The organism is Candidatus Nitrosocosmicus sp. R (genome assembly GCF_054408505.1).
Map to the genome: position 1 here is coordinate 2,445,666 of NZ_CP167090.1, position 17,407 is coordinate 2,463,072.

21 protein-coding genes are annotated in these 17,407 nt (G+C 32.8%); 11 read left to right on the forward strand and 10 right to left on the reverse strand.

The genetic code is table 11. From position 1 onward, the window contains the following. Positions 1–19 precede the first annotated feature (19 nt). From AAGU22_RS12665 to AAGU22_RS12695, 7 genes are all read left to right on the forward strand, one after another. Positions 20–895, forward strand: a complete 876-nt coding sequence (locus tag AAGU22_RS12665) for an HpcH/HpaI aldolase/citrate lyase family protein (RefSeq protein WP_458719464.1) — start codon at positions 20–22, stop codon at positions 893–895. A 76-nt stretch (positions 896–971) separates the two neighbouring features. After that, positions 972–1,628 carry a riboflavin synthase gene (locus tag AAGU22_RS12670; RefSeq protein WP_458719465.1) on the forward strand — a complete coding sequence of 219 codons (657 nt, stop codon included), beginning with the start codon at positions 972–974 and terminating at the stop codon, positions 1,626–1,628. A gap of 23 nt (positions 1,629–1,651) precedes the next feature. Next, the gene (gene ribB, locus AAGU22_RS12675) at positions 1,652–2,365 is read left to right on the forward strand and encodes a 3,4-dihydroxy-2-butanone-4-phosphate synthase (protein WP_458719466.1); all 714 of its coding nucleotides are present in this window, start codon (positions 1,652–1,654) and stop codon (positions 2,363–2,365) included. Further along, positions 2,362–2,820, forward strand: coding sequence for a 6,7-dimethyl-8-ribityllumazine synthase (gene ribH / locus AAGU22_RS12680; protein ID WP_458719467.1), 459 nt, complete (start codon positions 2,362–2,364; stop codon positions 2,818–2,820). The genes ribB and ribH overlap by 4 nt, the downstream gene beginning before the upstream one ends. Before the next feature lies 1 nt (position 2,821). Then, positions 2,822–3,619, forward strand: a complete 798-nt coding sequence (locus tag AAGU22_RS12685) for a GTP cyclohydrolase IIa (RefSeq protein ID WP_458719468.1) — start codon at positions 2,822–2,824, stop codon at positions 3,617–3,619. Continuing rightward, on the forward strand, positions 3,616–5,001 hold the full coding sequence (locus AAGU22_RS12690; RefSeq protein WP_458719469.1) for an amidohydrolase family protein: 1,386 nt from the start codon (positions 3,616–3,618) through the stop codon (positions 4,999–5,001). The genes AAGU22_RS12685 and AAGU22_RS12690 overlap by 4 nt, the downstream gene beginning before the upstream one ends. Positions 5,002–5,016: 15 nt before the next feature. Next, complete coding sequence (locus tag AAGU22_RS12695; RefSeq protein WP_458719470.1) at positions 5,017–5,724, forward strand: 2,5-diamino-6-(ribosylamino)-4(3H)-pyrimidinone 5'-phosphate reductase; 708 nt, start codon at positions 5,017–5,019, stop codon at positions 5,722–5,724. 7 nt (positions 5,725–5,731) lie between these two features. Here AAGU22_RS12695 and AAGU22_RS12700 read toward each other — a convergent pair whose 3' ends face one another. Both AAGU22_RS12700 and AAGU22_RS12705 read right to left on the reverse strand, forming a co-directional pair. Beyond that, positions 5,732–6,247, reverse strand: coding sequence for a transcription factor (locus AAGU22_RS12700; RefSeq protein WP_458719471.1), 516 nt, complete (start codon positions 6,245–6,247; stop codon positions 5,732–5,734). 353 nt (positions 6,248–6,600) lie between these two features. Beyond that, entirely contained in the window at positions 6,601–7,500 is a 900-nt protein-coding gene (locus tag AAGU22_RS12705; protein WP_458719472.1) for an NAD(P)-dependent oxidoreductase, read from the reverse strand. Positions 7,501–7,591: 91 nt separating this feature from the next. On the opposite strand from AAGU22_RS12705, the gene AAGU22_RS12710 reads away from it, so the two are divergent. After that, a complete protein-coding gene (locus tag AAGU22_RS12710; RefSeq protein ID WP_458719473.1) occupies positions 7,592–8,041 on the forward strand; it encodes a hypothetical protein in 450 nt (149 codons plus the stop codon). 53 nt (positions 8,042–8,094) lie between these two features. On the opposite strand, the gene AAGU22_RS12715 is transcribed toward AAGU22_RS12710, so the two are convergent. Both AAGU22_RS12715 and AAGU22_RS12720 read right to left on the reverse strand, forming a co-directional pair. After that, positions 8,095–8,481, reverse strand: a complete 387-nt coding sequence (locus AAGU22_RS12715; protein ID WP_458719474.1) for a hypothetical protein — start codon at positions 8,479–8,481, stop codon at positions 8,095–8,097. Then, positions 8,474–8,755, reverse strand: a complete 282-nt coding sequence (locus AAGU22_RS12720; protein WP_458719475.1) for a hypothetical protein — start codon at positions 8,753–8,755, stop codon at positions 8,474–8,476. Before AAGU22_RS12720 ends, AAGU22_RS12715 begins: the two co-directional genes overlap by 8 nt. Before the next feature lie 251 nt (positions 8,756–9,006). Between AAGU22_RS12720 and AAGU22_RS12725 the strand changes: the two genes are divergently transcribed. Further along, the gene (locus AAGU22_RS12725) at positions 9,007–9,513 is read left to right on the forward strand and encodes a cupin domain-containing protein (protein ID WP_458719476.1); all 507 of its coding nucleotides are present in this window, start codon (positions 9,007–9,009) and stop codon (positions 9,511–9,513) included. A gap of 225 nt (positions 9,514–9,738) precedes the next feature. Continuing rightward, on the forward strand, positions 9,739–10,599 hold the full coding sequence (locus AAGU22_RS12730; RefSeq protein WP_458719477.1) for a hypothetical protein: 861 nt from the start codon (positions 9,739–9,741) through the stop codon (positions 10,597–10,599). A 63-nt stretch (positions 10,600–10,662) separates the two neighbouring features. Here the strand turns inward: AAGU22_RS12730 and AAGU22_RS12735 are convergent, their stop codons facing one another. From AAGU22_RS12735 to AAGU22_RS12750, 4 genes are all read right to left on the reverse strand, one after another. Next, positions 10,663–10,851, reverse strand: a complete 189-nt coding sequence (locus AAGU22_RS12735) for a hypothetical protein (RefSeq protein WP_458719478.1) — start codon at positions 10,849–10,851, stop codon at positions 10,663–10,665. Positions 10,852–10,931: 80 nt separating this feature from the next. Beyond that, positions 10,932–11,732, reverse strand: a complete 801-nt coding sequence (locus AAGU22_RS12740; protein WP_458719479.1) for a right-handed parallel beta-helix repeat-containing protein — start codon at positions 11,730–11,732, stop codon at positions 10,932–10,934. 174 nt (positions 11,733–11,906) lie between these two features. Then, the gene (locus AAGU22_RS12745) at positions 11,907–12,620 is read right to left on the reverse strand and encodes a M48 family metallopeptidase (RefSeq protein WP_458719480.1); all 714 of its coding nucleotides are present in this window, start codon (positions 12,618–12,620) and stop codon (positions 11,907–11,909) included. Positions 12,621–12,801: 181 nt separating this feature from the next. Then, a complete protein-coding gene (locus tag AAGU22_RS12750) occupies positions 12,802–14,868 on the reverse strand; it encodes a Y-family DNA polymerase (RefSeq protein WP_458719481.1) in 2,067 nt (688 codons plus the stop codon). Positions 14,869–15,452: 584 nt separating this feature from the next. Between AAGU22_RS12750 and AAGU22_RS12755 the strand changes: the two genes are divergently transcribed. Further along, entirely contained in the window at positions 15,453–15,899 is a 447-nt protein-coding gene (locus AAGU22_RS12755; protein ID WP_458719482.1) for a hypothetical protein, read from the forward strand. A 48-nt stretch (positions 15,900–15,947) separates the two neighbouring features. Here AAGU22_RS12755 and AAGU22_RS12760 read toward each other — a convergent pair whose 3' ends face one another. Both AAGU22_RS12760 and AAGU22_RS12765 read right to left on the reverse strand, forming a co-directional pair. Next, the gene (locus tag AAGU22_RS12760; protein WP_458719483.1) at positions 15,948–16,493 is read right to left on the reverse strand and encodes a VOC family protein; all 546 of its coding nucleotides are present in this window, start codon (positions 16,491–16,493) and stop codon (positions 15,948–15,950) included. A gap of 557 nt (positions 16,494–17,050) precedes the next feature. Continuing rightward, positions 17,051–17,341, reverse strand: a complete 291-nt coding sequence (locus AAGU22_RS12765; protein ID WP_458719484.1) for a hypothetical protein — start codon at positions 17,339–17,341, stop codon at positions 17,051–17,053. Between the last annotated feature and the right edge of the window lie 66 nt (positions 17,342–17,407).

A 17,407-nucleotide genomic window follows, 5' to 3' on the forward strand; every position in this document is an offset into this window, starting at 1 on the left:
CTGTAAATACAAGTATATTGTGGGAAGATCAAGAAGTCTAATTTTTATTCCTGGAAACAATCAGAGATTTTTAGAAAAGTCTATAACAATAAATTCGGACATAATCTGTTATGATTTAGAAGATTCTGTACCTCGAGAAGATAAAGAAATTGCACGAGAAAGTGTAAGAAGAGCAATTCAAGAGATAAATAAGATTGATGATGCTAACAAGGAGCGAATCCTGGCGGTAAGAATCAATTCCCCAACATCCGATCAGATGATTACAGATTTGAAAAAGATAATCACCCCAGGGATTGATGCAATTGTAATTCCAAAGGTCGATGATGACAGACAAATAGCAGAAATTTCAAGAATAATTGAAAAAGAAGAGAGTGCAAAAAACATTCAAAGAGGGATCATTAAAATAATTCCATCTATTGAATCTGCGTTGGGAGTAGTTAATGCGTACAATATAGGTAAATCAGATCCGAGAATTACTACTTTGGTATTTGGCATTTTTGATTTCTTACACGACATGAAAATTGATAATCAGGATATGGAGACCATTGCTGGTTTCATGTATGGTCGAGCAAAAGTTCCTGTAGATGCTAGAGCTGCAGGTATTGACTCTATTGATTCCATCTGGCAAGACATTCATGATCATACCGGTTTGATAAAAGATCTTGCCCTAGGTAAAAAAATGGGTTATAATGGAAAATGTATTATTCATCCATCCCAAATTGAGCATGTACACAACGCATTTAATACTTCAAACCAGGACATCGAATGGGCAAAAAAAGTAGTACAAGCCTTAGACAGCGCGAAAAACACTAATGCAGGTGCAGTAAAGTTAGAAGGGAAGATGATAGACGCGGTCCATTACAAACAGGCCAGAAGAATTTTAGACTCAATGTAAGAGAAAATAAATTATCAGGAGCAACACTTGATGGATTTCAACAATCTTCAAATTATATTTTCGTTTATTACAAAGTGTGTTTACCGGAATTACAGAATATTTAGGTGAAATCGAAAACATTAAAAAAAACAAAAGTAAAAAGACTAAGAAGAGCGATATTAAAGCGAATCACCACACCGAAATTACCCTAGTTTTACCAGAACCAAAAGATATCAAAATTGGAGATAGTGTATCAATAAATGGAGTTTGTCTAACTGTTTCAAAGTTAAACCATTCCAAAGCCACTTTTCAGGTCATTGATGAAACCATCAATAGAACTAATTTTATTGATTTAAAGATAGGAGACAAAGTAAATGTTGAAAGGAGTCTAAGCCTTGGAGGTAAACTGGAAGGTCACTTTGTGCTAGGGCACATCGATGGCATTGGCATAATCAAAAAATTAGAGAGAGGGAACCTGGGAAGTAGAATTAAGATAGAAATATTAAATAAAGATTTATTGCCTCTTATTGCTCAAAAGGGCTCTATAGCAATAGACGGAATAAGTCTCACTGTCGTAACCGTTAGAAAGAGTATCGTTGAAATAGCACTGATTCCTCATACTTTGGAGAACACAACACTGGGAATCAAGAAGGAAGGCGATGCGGTTAACATTGAAGTAGACATACTATCAAGATATATATCAAATATCTACCAATTTTCTGGTAATAACAAGAAAAATAGTAATATATATTAACATTAAAGTATAAAAAAATATAATTGACAAGGATATCTGAAGCCATAACTTCGTTAAAGAATGGAAATTTCGTTTTAATTCATGATGATGATGGTCGTGAAGACGAGGTTGACATGGTCGTATCTTCTAATAATATATCTCCGAAACACATTGCTACAATGAGAAAGGATGCTGGAGGGTTGATCTGCACGGCAATATCAAAGGAGATAGCCACAAAATTGGGGTTGCCATTTATTTACGATGTACTAAATATTTTTGGACCCACGAATCAAACCATTTCTTCTATTAATAGTAACAGCTCACCGTATGGTGACAGACCATCTTTTTCCGTTACGCTAAACCACATTAACACTTACACTGGAATAACTGATCGTGACAGAGCTTTAACCATTTCATCACTAGCAAATATTTGTAATGATTTGAGTGATTATCAGAAAGATCAGAAAGAAACGATTGAAAAGTTTCGTAGCAACTTTAGAACACCGGGACACGTACCTATTCTAATTTCTTCGAAAGGGTTACTCAATGAAAGAAAAGGACACACAGAGATGTCAATCTTTCTTACTAAAATTGCTGATATGACGAACGTCACAACTATTTGTGAGATGTTAGATCCCCACAGTTACAACGCCTTATCGTATAAGGATGCAGTCGAATATGCAAAGGAAAACAATCTAGTAATCATCGAGGCAAAAGATTTGATAACCTATGCGGAATCATTCGAAAAACAGAGATGAAAATAAGAATTGGGATTGTTGTTTCAGAATTTAATAATGAAATAACCTTTGCTATGCTGAGTGAGGCCAAGAAATATGCAAAGGAATTTTCATCAAAAATAACCTACGTTTGTTTTGTTCCCGGTGTATTTGATATGCCTATTGTAGTACAAGCAATTCTAAAAAAAAAGGATGTTGATGCAGTAGTGACCCTGGGGGCAATAATAAAAGGTGATACCAGTCATGACAGAGTAATAGCTAACAGCACAGCCAAGTTACTTTGCGAACTTTCTTTAAAATATGATAAACCCATATCCTTAGGGATCACCGGACCAGATATGACATTTGAGCAGGCCGAAGCAAGAATAATTCCCACATCTCATCATGCAGTTTATACCGCGATCGAGATGGGAAAGAGACTAAGAAAAATAAGAAATAATAAAATGAAAAGTAACGATATACAAATAGTAGATTAGGTTGGTTTGTCAAATAACAGTAATAAAATTAGAGGGTTATGGTGCATGGACTCTAACCCTAGGTAGTGACAGGGAATATGCTTTACAAATTCTGCAGTCAAAAATGTATGCAGATCTTCAAGAATGTTTTTCTGCTAAAAACGGATTAGTATTTTCTAACCGATTTGATGAGTTTATTGCAGTTACAAATGAAATTAGCTTACCTGATCATAAAGAAATCCATGACAGGGTTTCAAAAAAAAATGAAAACATAAAGATATCAATGACGATAGGGACTGGAAAAACTCCACTAGAAGCTGACAAGGCAATACATGAGATAAAAAGAGATGCAAAAAACATGATCTGTCCAAATATTTACGGTATACGAGAAAATTTCAAGGTACAAGAGGGCCAACAAACTATTGAATTAGAAAATCAAAGAGGCCATAACAACTTAAAAATATTACACATAGACATCAATGGCTCTACCTCGATAGCTAAAAATCTTTCAACCTACGAAATCACAAATTTAATAATGAGACTTTATTTGGCAATATCAGATTCATTCCTCAAGGAAGAAAGTTTGACTTTCTTTTTGGGAGGAGATAATTTTATGATTGTTGCAAAAAATGATATTCAAATAAAAAGAATAGCAGAAATAGTTAATTTTTTAATAAATTCAACTGGAATCAAGCTGAATTGCGGTATAGGAAATGGCATTAACGCAAGAAAAGCTGCAGAGGAAGCAACCAAATCACTTGATTCAATAAGAACCTACAGAAGAAGCGGAAAAATAATTAATGTTTTTGAATCGAATTGAAAAAATCATTAATAAAAAATGCGTACATTTTGTTTGGTAAGGAACTTCAAATAGTTCAGAATGGAACTATACTAATTAATGAAGATGGAACGATTGAAGATGTATTCACATCCAAAAAAAATACAGAAAAAAAAGGCGATGTAATAAACAATTCAGTCAATAATGATAATAAAATAGACATTATTGATGCAGAAGGTTTTATTCTCCTCCCAGGATTAATAAATTCTCATGTTCATATAGGAGACGCCATAGGAAAAGACGTCTCAGCTAGTTCGGATTTAAATCAAAGAATACATCCACAGTATGGTATTAAGAAGACAATACTCGAAAAAACTCCAAGTTCTCAGTTAATGCAAATGATTAGAAATGCAGCAATGTCAATGCTACATAAGGGAATAACTACCTTTGTGGATTTCAGGGAAGGAGGACTAGAAGGAATAACCCTCATACAAAATGCTTTAGAAAATATAGCTATAAAGAAGATGATACTGGGAAGAATTGATTTTAATGCGAATTATGAGGAAACGGGTACTACCACTAGATTTCTTGAAAATGGTAAAGATATCGGGTCAAATGGTAAAACTTTAGGAAACCCGAACTGGATAGAAGAAAACCATATTATTAATCAGGGTAGTAAAATAGTTGAGAATTGTGATGGCTTTGGCATTAGTGGTGCAAACGAAAATACTGATGAAATGTTAAGGCTGTATAATAAAATAATTATGAAATATGAAGAAGGTCAAGGTCAGGGTAAAACTGAATTGAAAAGTCATAGGAAGAATCCAGTGGTAGCAATACATGCTGCGGAGGCCGAAACAACAGTAATGGAATCTGTAAAAAAGTACAAAAAGACTGAAATTGAAAGAACCGTTAATACGTTAAACCCTGACATATATATTCATGTTACCAATCCATCGAACTCAGACCTGCAATTATTATATCAGAACAAAAAGAAAATAGTCATTTGCCCGAGAGCCAATGGAGTGCTTGGAACAGGTTTTGTACCATTACGAAAAATGTTAGAATATAATTTTGAATTAGGTATCGGAACAGATAATGTTATGCTTAATTCTCCGGACATGTTTAGAGAAATGGATTTTCTCATAAAGAGTCAAAGAGCTGTTGAAAGGAATACTAGATTTCTAGATGCAAGGAAGGTGCTAAAAATGGCTACAATAAATGGCGGTAAAATTTTTAACTTAAATATCGGAAGTATTGAAAAGGGATTTCAGGCAGATTTGCTTTTTATTGATAAATACGATTTAGATCTATATCCGATTCATGATCCCCACATGTCTATAGTACACAGATGCACTGAGAGACAACTAAAAGCAGTTATGATTGATGGTAATTTTGTATTGGAAAAAACATCAATAAGATAAAGGTATCAGCGACGAATGAAAATAATACTAAATGCGGCTATTAGTATTGATGGAAAAATCGCGACCGTTAATGGCGACACAAAAATTTCATCGGCATTAGATCTCAAACGTGTTCACGGATTAAGAAGAGAAACAGATGTAATTTTGGTGGGTATTTCTACAGTTATAAACGACGATCCATTATTGACGATACGATATGGTATGAATAAAAAAGGTACTAAAAATCCTATTCGAATAATAATAGACAGCAAAGCTAGAATCCCCATTCATTCCAAAATTGTAAAAACAGCAAATCAAATTGAAACCAGAGTAGTGGTAACCTCAAAAGCTCCATCTAAGAATTTGAAAAAATTGGAGGAAAGAGGTATCAAAATAGTTGTGCTAGACCAAGGAACAGAAGAGGATAGAGAAGATAGAGGAGAAGACAATGGAGAAAAGGTGAATTTGAAAAAATTATTTGATCAATTAGAAAAGGAGGGTGTATCAAATGTCTTAGTGGAGGGTGGAGGAGAAATAAATTGGTCCGTCATAAAAAATAACTTGTTTGATGAGATAATAATCACTATATCTCCGCTCATAATTGGTGGGAAAAAGGCGATATCATTAGTGGGTGGAGAAGGCTACAAGACAATTAAAGAAAGTGTAAAAATAAAGTTGTCACGAATACAAAAAAAAAATAATGGTGAAATAATACTACATTATAAAAATATCAAAATAAAATAAGAAATTGTTATTTTACGGTATTTGAACTAAGTTGTTCTATTTTATACCTTAATGCATCTTTCAATTTACTGTTATCTACCATATTCAATGGTTCTTTACAATTAGGACACTTAAAGAATAGTTCAATTGCATAATCAAATTTTATTCTATCACAAGCAGAATTACCGCAATGATAAAATTCGGATGATTCTTCATATTCAAGTCTATTTTGCAATCTTTCCAATATTTTCTTCTTCTGATTGTCAATAAAATTATCTACATTATCTCTCTTTGCTCTCCATCTATACACAAACCATCCCTTTTTCTCATCTTTAACGCGAATACCCGTTATCAGAGCCTTTCCAAAAAGATCATATAGAACTTTTCGAATAATATTTATTCGAAGACCTGTTGCAACAGCAATTTCTTCGTCGGTTGAATCTTCAGTCTTTAACAGTGCTTTGGCAACATGATGATATTCATCCCCTCCTATTAGAGATGCAATTTTTACAAAAGGATCTTCACTACTGTCAACACTTCGCATAAAGATATACTATAATAGCGTGATTAAATGATATATAGTTTTCCCAATAATTGCGAGAAATTCAGGGTTTTCTCCCCATATAATGCCTTTATTTTTAATCGAGTTTTTATGTGCCAAGCCTGGTATGATATTTTATCCATTTTCACTAAATTATATTAATGACAATACATAAAATCTGCAATAAATTACTAAAAAAAATTTACTGACGATTGTGTGAAAAACATTAATTTCGGCCCGGCACCATAATAGATTGCCTTCCTTATCAAAATCAAAATGTAATTAGATTTTTTAACATAAAAATATGGTCATGACAATTCTTAATTTAACATTTTTTCATCTATCATGAGATGGTTTCATTTAGAATTTAGTTCCTCCAAAAACTGGTAAATTACCGAGTAGTCTTTATTTTTTCTATCATCACTATTGTTAGCTGCCCTAAAAAGCTGCTGTGATAAGGAGGTCATGGGTAGAAACAGCCGCAAATCTTGTGATGCATCCATCATTAGATCTATATCTTTTAACATGTTTTTTAGGAAAAAAGAAGGCGAATAATCATTATTTATCATCATTTGACCTTTCCTTTCACTAATTCCAGTTTTAAGCTTAGTAAGATTAAGAATTTGTAAATAGAGATTTGGATCTATTCCACTATGTTTGGCTAAAATTAATCCCTCAGACAAGGATAAGGTAATTATGGCTATATTTAGATTGAGTGCCAATTTTATGGAATTAGAAACCCCATTGATTTGGCCAACATAAAACACGTGTTTGGAAATTTTTTCCAAAACATGACGGATTTCTTTAAATGAGGTTTCATTTCCTGAAACAAGAGAAATAAGTTCCCCCTTTTTCGCGTCATTGGGTCCACCCATCACCGGGGTGCTCATGAACGTAAATCCATCCCGTTCCCTTACAAGATTTGAACAGTACAAAGATTGATCAGAATTGACGGTTGTACAATCTGCAATGATTAGTTCCTTGTTACTACATTTCATCACACCATTCTTCTGAAACAGAATTTCCTTCAATGATTCAAAATTAGTAACACATGTTATTATTAAATCGCTTTGTTCAGCCAAGGTTCGGGCATCGCTAAATATTTTTGCACCCTTATCCTGAAAATAAGTGAGTTTGGCTTTGTTCCTACCGTAAACATTTACTTTAGTACCTAGTTCTATTAATCGTTCTATAATCCCAGTACCTAACATGCCAACCCCAATTACACCAATCGCCATATCGCTCTTTAGTGACACAATCTTTGAGCATATTAGAACAGTTTTAAGTGTATATGTAATTTCTAAATGAGAAGAATAAAATAGATACGTAATGGATCACACATATAACATGACTTTTACATTATTGATTGGTAATAACTTTATATCAAATAGTCCAAGAATCATAAGGTATAACGAAAAATCTTTATTCAAATTAGAACAAATATCAGATTCACAAAATCCTTTTATTTCGGTCAATATAGTCGATCCCGACAATAAGTTAGTAATTGAAGTCGTAGAGAACGTATGCAAATATTGTTCCCCAGATCTGAAAATAAAAAAATCAGATCTTGATCATGTTTTGATTGTTGATAAAGCTGGTGAAATAGTATTTGAATCCAGAATCCTAGATAAAAAAACAATTCTGGTCAGCGGAATTTTTTACGTTGATGATCTAAAACTCACAATTACGCAAAACTACATTATTCTTCCGACCCAAAAGTGGATAATGCATGATAAGGTAGATGCAAATAATAAAGATATAAACATTACAAATGAAGGCATAAGAGTGTCTTCCTGATAATATTAATAATAAAGTCTACAAACATGACGAAAATAAGAATGGATCATTAGCTATCCGCGTTTCTCTTTAGCTACAATCCAATTGCCTGATTTTCTTTTAAGGATCAATGTCCCAACAAATTTTCCACTGCTATAAACTTTGCAAAATTCTTGGCTCATTCCAAAAAATGCTTCAAGGATGTTATGTTTTTTATGATATCCAGCCTCAATTACTTTGATATTTAATTTTGTACTTGATTTTTTTATGACGTTTCTGGCTATGCTCCAATCACCGCTCCATTCCACCAAATCAAAATCTCCAAAATTTAAGGTATGTATTTGATTATTTGTAATAGAAATTTTGAAAGATTTGTTGCTCTTTATGATAAATTCATTTATCCATTTTATCGCTACATCGCCTTTTCCCTTTTCTATTCCAAAATTATTCGCACTAGCCAAAAAATATCAAGTTATAGTAGCATGGTTCTCTATAAATATATAAAAAATACAAAAGTAAATGAAAATACCAGGCAAGCTTGCTTACGACGTCTTGATAGTTTTTCAATGGAACTATTTTCAGTGTATTAAAGGAAAAGATGTCTGAACCAATGTAGAGTTGTTCTATATCATGAGCACTGTTTGCTTCAACCATAATAATCCACTCATGTTTAAGCACAGACATATAGAATCCACTGATATTTTTTACCCCATATTTTTCAGAGTTTGACTGCAATTTATTAAAGATCTCTTTAAAAACCTCTTTTTGGTATTATTTAATGGACAAGCTTCTGGACTATGGATAGCAAATATCCCGAAAAGATTGTAAGAACTCTTAATTCTTAGAAAAGTTACTCTCATTTGTATAAATTAAAATGGTAATTTGACAATGTTGAATGTATATTTTATTCTCACTGTTTACACCCTAAATTTTTGACTGGTAAAGCACAACTAGAATGCTTATATCAATAATTACTAACTATGGTTATGAATGAAGACAGCCTCATAAAACACAATCATCTAAACGAGGGTATAAAAAATGATTGCTCTAGATATTTTTTGGGAGGATTGATATATACCATAGGTATTACAGGAAAAGAAACTGATCAAAATTATTCGGTCTTAGAACTACTATTTCCAGCAGGGGTCGAGCAGAATGTACCTCCTCACAAACATAGTAATGAAAATATTGTATTTTATGTGGTCAAAGGAAATTTTCTTTTCGAGTATGGAGACAAAAGTATTAAAGCGGATCCGGGAATGTTTTTGAATTTAAAGAGTAATATTTTTCACTCATATAATAAAATTGGGGTAGAGGAAGGTAAATTAATTATGATTATTTCTCCGGCAGGATTTGAAAATTATTTCAAAGAAGTAGGGATGCCTATTAAAAATGACTATAATACCAATATCCCCAACATCAAAACCGATGATGATAGAATAACACTTCATATAGGAGAAACAAAGTATGGTCTAAAATTTGTAGGCGAATAGTAATTCCATTTAGACATAATTACCAAATATTTTCAGCAGGATTCCAATTAAATAAGCTAGAACGTTTAAGAAAATTAAAACTATTACAAACAGTAATTATGATAAACACTATGATAAAGAGGACCAGACCAATCAAGTCATATCATAATTAGGCAAAAATCCACAGATAATAGATAAATAGTCCATCAATTAAGGTATTTAAGAAAGGCATTAACGTAAAATAAATTGGCAAACGAATCAAGTTATAAAAAAACATTAAAGTATCTAATAATTTTGATGGTTTCGAGCATTATATTTGTCGATTTATCCATAGTACTAATCCCTGATGAACATTTTCAGCATGCAATTGCAATAATTAGTCTTAATATTGCAGGTGCTACTGCCACGGGTTTGGGCGTAATAGCGGTTGTAAGACATGGAATTTCTGGAAGCCATGGAAAATCTTATTTGTTTTTAACAATTGGTATTGCATTGTGGTTTGCAGCAGACTTGGGAATAATGTACTCTTATTTTGTCTTACATGTGGATGAATTTAAGCGAATAACTCTATTAGATATGCTATGGTTGGGCGGGTATCTGTTTCTTATTTTTCATTTGGTATCCATTATTAGAACAATAAAGATTAGAAACTTGTCTGTAACTCTGACAATTATTTCTGCAGTTGTTATAGGGTTTGTTATAGTCAATTTTGTTAGCTTCCTACCTTTACCAGAATCGTTCTTAAATAATTGGGAGATTGATGCTGCTGAAAAAGGTTATGGATGGTCAGATCTTGTAGTTACTTTACTATATCCAATTTTAGATTTATGTTTAATTATTCCCTCGATAACCATATTGTTGAATATATATAGAGAGTACCAACACTCGGTACCTTGGGTACTAGCTTCGTTATCGTTATTAGTAAATGCTATAGCCGATAATGGTTATACAAATGATTACATCAACGGTTCAGCATCGGCTTTACCGTGGGATTTATTTTACATCGCTGATTTCATAATCATGTCTGGTGCCCTATTTTGGTATAACAAATATCATATTACCGACTACATTTCAAAAAAGAATAAAAGAAACGAATTCGTCAATTAGGCCAGTTACCCTTTGTCTTTGCATTTGCCTCCATCTACTAAAGAATGGATAATTATCAGTCAGTTAGCCATTATCGGGCTGTGGGTCACTGTTTTCCTCCTCGGATTCATCTTCATCTTCATCTTCATCTTCAAAATCTATATCCTTTTCCTCTTCCTCCTCTTCCTCCTCTTCCTCTATATCGCTCTCATCGTCTTGTAGTTCATGGGTCTCATCTTTGATTTCATCCCTTTCGGCATCTTGATTACTCATATTGTCGAAACCTACTATACACAAATGGTATAAAAATTTTGAATTACTTATCGATTAATATATGTAGATTATTGTATTGGCTATTTACACAATTTTTCAGGTATACTTATAGAGCAAGTATTATTTGAAATTGAATTACCGATTTCGTTAAATTTTCCTCCATTTCCTATGTTTATGTCTACACCAAAACTCCTTGTAAAATGATTAGAATTCAAAGAAGTAGCTGTACTTTTAGTATCAACAAATATTCCATTTAAGCTGCTGGATATAAGATTATCATTTATTATATTATCATGAGAACCAAATAAAGAAATAGAAGAAATATCATTAGAATCAAATGTGTTATTTGAAATCATAGAATCACCATTTGTGAAGAATTTAATCCCGGCAGTGTTAGTATAGAATCGATTATTGTCTATGAGAATTCCTGAAGAATTTGCAGCATAAATGGAAATTTCATTCCCTGTGAAGTTAACTTTAGATATAACAACATTTTTGGAGTTATTTATGTAGACGCCAATTTGAAAATGACCAACTATTCCATTTCCCGTTAGAGTAACATTTTCTTTATCTGATATCAAAATGCCGGTATAAGGGTTCAAATAACCTGAACCCAAAATAGAAAAGTTATTTAAATTAATAACAGTATTATTGGTATTTATTGATATACCATTCTCAAAATCGCAATCCAAGGACTTGTTTAGCGTATAAAACTCGCCAACATACGAATCACACTTAAATAGACTCGCATCTGGATTCATATTTTGACCACTAGCAAGTTTAGGTTCAACTTCAACTTCAACTTCAACATACCATAGAACAAAAAATAGTGCAAAAATAACTGCAAAAGTGTGAAGAATACAATTCCTTAGCGTGAACACACAATTAATTGAAAGGTCTGTTTTATTTATTTAGTGTTTAGCATCACACGACTCACGACTCTAAGTAAAAGTACTGTGAGGACCGCGACACTAAGGTTAGCTAATCTTTAGTAATAATAAGATGCTAGTCAAAAAAAGTACAGACACGAAATATCTAAAACTAAAAGAAGACCTTCATAAAATATAAGGGCCGTTGATTTTGAGCCACCTTATTTTGATTTTATAATCACTCATATTATCTGATACTATTTTCCAGAATCGCTTAGAATGATTTCTTTCAATGAGATGACTTAGTTCATGTAATACCACATACTCAATTACATCCATTGGAGCCTTTAAAAGATGGATATTAAGATTTATGATATTACGATATGTTGCACTGCCCCACCTACTTTTCAATTTTTTTAGCAATATTTTTGTAGGTGACACATTTAGAAGTTTTGAATACTTTGCTATTATTGGACTAATAATCGGATAAGCCATGTTAGCTAACCATTGTTCATAAATGCGTTTTACGTTTCTTCTATTGGCGTAAATAATAAATCCATTATTAGAAAAACTCAATAGATTCGAATTATGACCAATAATCCTTAATCCATAGTTCTTTCCAAGATATGGTAAAGTAGAATTATTTTGATAAAGGGGTACTTTAATTGATGCATCTGGATTATCTTGTTCTTTGATTTTTTGAAATATCCACTTTGCCTTTTTACTTACGAGTGACTCGATTTCTTTCAAGGATGATGATGTTGAAGTTCGTACTGACACATTGCCATATTCAATCAAAATTTCGTAAGTTTTTCTTCTTCTTTGTGTCCGAATTATTTGAAATTCTAAAACATTGTTGTCATAAATAATTTTATGTTTGTGGTTGAAAGAAGATGGCACACTCATAAATATTGGCTAATAATAATTAGAAGACTGTTTTTATAAATTTAAGGATGTATATAAAGTGTCGATATCAATCCATTACAGGGCAAAAAATATGTTTTTCTTTATTGTTTATCTATCCAGAGTTTCCTAAATGTCCTAGAATGGTCAAAATTTTATTAAAATATTAATAATAACGTCAAAGGAAATCCATTATGGATTTTTGAGGATTTCTTCCATCCTTATCTATTTTTAGCAGGTTGGACACTTTAATGCCAAGTTTTCTTATGTACATGGAATTTACATCATAGCTATTGGCAGTATGAATATCCCCTTCGCCAATCTCTTCGGTGTTGCTGTCATCATCATTAAGACTGAATCGATTCAATAATGTCCCCATAACAGATATTAGACTTTCTTTAGTCTTTTGATAAGATGAAAAGGTAATTTCTCTGGTTTCAATTGAAAAATCAGTCCTAACTAACTTGATTCCAACAGTTTTAAACTTGTATCCTTTTCTCCTGACACGTTCATAAATATCATCAGCCATATCATTAACAAGAATATTCAGGATATCTTTTCTATTAATTAGAGGTCTTAACAATGTCTCCTCGGTACTTAAGGACAGGTTGTTTTCGCGCGGTATAACAGGTTCATTTTCTTTGCCATTTGCTATCTGCCACATCCACAGTGCTTGTTTTTTCCCAAATTGATCAGACAGTTTTTGGATATTCGAATCGGATAAATGTCCTATAGTCTCAATCCCCATGTCTTTAAGTGTACGTGTAGTTTTTATTCCAATTCCAGATATTCTATCTACTGCCAGTGCGGACAAAAATGTTATAGTGTCTTGAGGATAAACGATAGTAAGCCCATCTGGTTTTTGAAAATCAGATGCAATCTTGGCAACCGACTTGTTTGACGCAACTCCAATTGAACAAATTAGTCCATTACACTGTGACCTGATAGAATCTTTAATATTTAATGCAAATTCCAGGATTGAAAAACCCTCCTGGATGTCATATTTTCTTGTGGAATGATTAGGGGTATTTTTCAATTTTTTCTGATCGACAGGATTATCTCCTGAAATATTCTGTTTTTGATACTGCGAAATTTTTTTAGTGCAATCAATGTATGCCTCATCGATACTAGTTTGTTCTAATGCATCGGCATATTCCTCCAATAGTCTCATTACCTGCTGAGAGATCGAATTGTAATATTCTTTGTCTACAGGTTTTAGTATAAGGCTAGGACACAACTCCTTGGCTTTTGATAAAGACATTGCAGACCTAACGCCAAATTTTCGAGCTGCGTATGAACAAGAAGCGACGGCGCCTCTTGTTATCAAGCTGCCTTCTCTTTCAGGAGTCATTATTACTGCATGGGCCTTACCTTTAAGAGAAGAGTCTCTCAGTTCTTCACAGGCTGGAAAAAAAGCATTCATGTCAATGTGCATGATAATTTTTCCCGACCAGATTTGAGTAGCAAGAGAAGGCTTTTTGGAATCTTCTGATGAATTAACACTTTTAGGTTTAGGAATTATCAAATTTTGAATAAGATGAACCATGGACGGGTTCCGGAGTACAATAATTGAATAATCAATAACATTATTGGTATATTTTGGATAACCTGTTTCCTTTTCCTTTTGCTTTATCAAATTGATCCATCTCATAGCTCGGTCATTATTGATAGAAGCATTATCAAGATTAAGGAAAATGAAATTAGAAGTAACGGCTGGATAGTAATATCGATATCCGGAATGTGACCAAGCAAAAGATGAATTATGTTTTCTCAAAATATTGTACGTTAATTCTTGGTACCATGTATTAGTGTTCCCAAAATCAACAGCCACAGAAAAACCGTGATAAGTAGCGTTATGCAGTATTTCCTCTAACCAGGTACGTCCAGTATTTCGTAAGGATATTTGGGGGGGTGGTGACAATAAAATTACAAGAATTTTTTCTTTTAGCACTTGTAAATCTTCCAAAAACCTTCCAAGTGATTCAAATTGGTCTGATCTCATGGTCTTATTGATAAGATTTTGAGGAATTTTTATAGAGAATCGAAAATCATCCGAAGTTTCATTCGCCCATTTTTTTAGAGCAATAGAGCTTGGAGGAAATAAGCTCTTGCCGAGGTCAAGATGCACAAATTTGAAAAGTTTGGAATAATACGAAAGATATTGCATTGATTCCAATCCAGCAGGATAAAATTTCTTGGCCCATTCTGGGCTCTTCCATCCACTGCAACCTATATAGTATTTCAATTTATCTTTCTCTTTTTCTTTTCTGATCTACCAAGATTAATCTTACTTTCTTCAACCAGGAATTCTATATTTGAAGTCCCAAGAGAAGTTATGAAGGATGGATTGATCTCGATGAAGTTAAAGATAGGAATTGAAAGAATTGGTAGTAGTCCTTGAAGTATGTGGGGAGGTGGGGAGGTGGGGAGCGAGAATCAAGAAAAAGTCTGAGCAACGAAAAACATTGTCAAAGTTATTTTGAAATAAATCTGACCTTTTGACAAATATCACAAAAAAATGTGACGCGCCATGTTAATTAAAAAAAATGGTTGTTATTCTGGATGATAAGCATGATACTAGGATAGTATTTTCCTCATCTCTGTAGAACCTCAATTCAAGATATTATAATAATAAAATTAATAGAATTATTTAGTATTATTATGATATATAAATAAGTTATATACAAATCTTTAAAAATAGTAATATTATATATTATTGTTTAAAAATATACGGGTAAAAGTTTGCAGATTAAGCATCGTTTAAAAACATCTGTAATGATATTAACGGTTTTACTATTAACTGTAACCTCATTTTCTTTCTTAGGATCTATGGAATATAGTGCACATGGAAAAAAAGATTTTATTCAATCTCAAGTATCTAAACAAAACTCAAAATGCGAGGCGGGAGAGGATAACAACAATTCTTGCAATAACATAAGCATATCCAAACACGATAATGATGGCAGTGGGAGCGCTAGCAATGGTGGCAATGGTAATGACGGAGGAAATCAGGTTCAAGTATCTAAACAAAACTCAAAATGCGAGGCGGGAGAGGATAACAACAATTCTTGCAATAACATAAGCATATCCAAACACGATAATGATGGCAGTGGGAGCGCTAGCAATGGTGGCAATGGTAATGACGGAGGAAATCAGGTTCAAGTATCTAAACAAAACTCAAAATGCGAGGCGGGAGAGGATAACAACAATTCTTGCAATAATTTTGATCTTAAAGAAATGATTAGCGATAGACTTAAAATGTTAAGACAAACTTAAAAATGCATTTACTCTTTTGATATTTTTATAATATAGTATTTTTGAATCCTAATTTTGATAATTCTCAGATCTCCAAAGGTATTCGTAGCCATGAGTATAAATATCAATGATGTTTCCAAACGGATCTTCACACGATACTACCTTGAAAGGTTTTCCATTCGTTAACTCCCATATTTGAGTTCTCTGTTTACCACCACTATTAACAATCCTTTCCGTGGTTTCCTCGATATTAGGATCAGTTATGCAAATATGAAAGAATCCGGTCTTCCAATACTCAAAATTGTCCTCCCTTTTCTCTTCTTTAGGTTCAATGAATTCGAAAACTTCGAACCCAATTTGATTGCCAAAGCTTAGGTGAGCAATCTTTAGTTTCTTAAAATTCTTGCCAAAAACATCTTGAAAGATCTTGCCTATGTGAGTGTCATCTGCAATGGCTTCGAAAGGTGGTTTTACAACATTAAAACCCAAAACTTTTGTGTACCACGCTATTACATCTTCAATATTAGTTACACTTACAGCAATGTGGTTTAAATTACTAGGATATGGATACAATTTTGATTTGTTGTCAGATATTTTATTGGAAGGCAAAGTCATTAGTAAAGCAAATATTTTTCCCTATTGTTTAAATTTGTTGCTGAGATTAAAATTCATTTAAGGCCAGTCTAAAAACATTCCCGGTGGTAACTATATGCTCATGGATTCGAAAACAATTATTAGAACTACATAAAATTTTTCTGATAAATTATAATTGCATAATGCATTCATACAATCCATCGAATTGGTTCGTATTTACTGTACCATACGGCCATTCGATAATAAAACTAGTTGATCTTTTAAATAGTCCCTATAATCAGTTTTTTTAGAAACGGTCTAAACATCTTCGTATCCATAATACTACATTCTTATCTTTAGGAAATATAATACTAGAATATCCATAGGCATTAGGATCATCATATATCATAACCTTACCAAGAATATATGAAATTTTGCATCATCATTTTAGTCCTTCGTATTTAGTAATAAAAGCTCCAATCATTTCATTCAACCCGAACTGATTAGATTTGATGGTAAAATATTGAAAAAGAGTATTAACAATATGAAAAAAATTTTAGCTATCGATTATAGACGACGGTGACTCACATAAGTAGCCATTAGAGGCTATTTTTCTCGTCGTTAATTAGTTCCGTTGATATAGTTATTTTACCATCCACCTTCCACTTTGCACCCCCTAGTTCTCGACCATCAGGACCGTAAGCTTTTGGGATCTCGATTTCCAAATTATCAAAAGAGTAAGTAACTTGCAAATCCTTGCCGGTCAATTTGTCTATGATCTTTGAAATTAATTCCGACCATTCTGAAATGTGCTCTTTAGATGAGTTCTTTGATCGGTCAGAATTGTTATTTACATTCTCGTTTCCACTATTATTAGAAAGTTCGCTCATATCTATTCATATTTATTAAGCTTTAAATAGATATCATCACAATGCGACATTTCTAATCTAGTGAGA

Bases quoted from the DNA above. Each gene is read 5' to 3' on its own strand.
- ribH (WP_458719467.1), top strand. From the start codon at position 2,362: ATGAAAATAAGAATTGGGATTGTTGTTTCAGAATTTAATAATGAAATA.
- AAGU22_RS12695 (WP_458719470.1), top strand. From the start codon at position 5,017: ATGAAAATAATACTAAATGCGGCTATTAGTATTGATGGAAAAATCGCG.
- AAGU22_RS12700 (WP_458719471.1), bottom strand. From the start codon at position 6,247: ATGCGAAGTGTTGACAGTAGTGAAGATCCTTTTGTAAAAATTGCATCT.
- AAGU22_RS12710 (WP_458719473.1), top strand. From the start codon at position 7,592: ATGACTTTTACATTATTGATTGGTAATAACTTTATATCAAATAGTCCA.
- AAGU22_RS12725 (WP_458719476.1), top strand. From the start codon at position 9,007: ATGAATGAAGACAGCCTCATAAAACACAATCATCTAAACGAGGGTATA.
- AAGU22_RS12735 (WP_458719478.1), bottom strand. From the start codon at position 10,851: ATGAGTAATCAAGATGCCGAAAGGGATGAAATCAAAGATGAGACCCAT.
- AAGU22_RS12755 (WP_458719482.1), top strand. From the start codon at position 15,453: ATGGAATATAGTGCACATGGAAAAAAAGATTTTATTCAATCTCAAGTA.
- AAGU22_RS12760 (WP_458719483.1), bottom strand. From the start codon at position 16,493: ATGACTTTGCCTTCCAATAAAATATCTGACAACAAATCAAAATTGTAT.
- AAGU22_RS12765 (WP_458719484.1), bottom strand. From the start codon at position 17,341: ATGAGCGAACTTTCTAATAATAGTGGAAACGAGAATGTAAATAACAAT.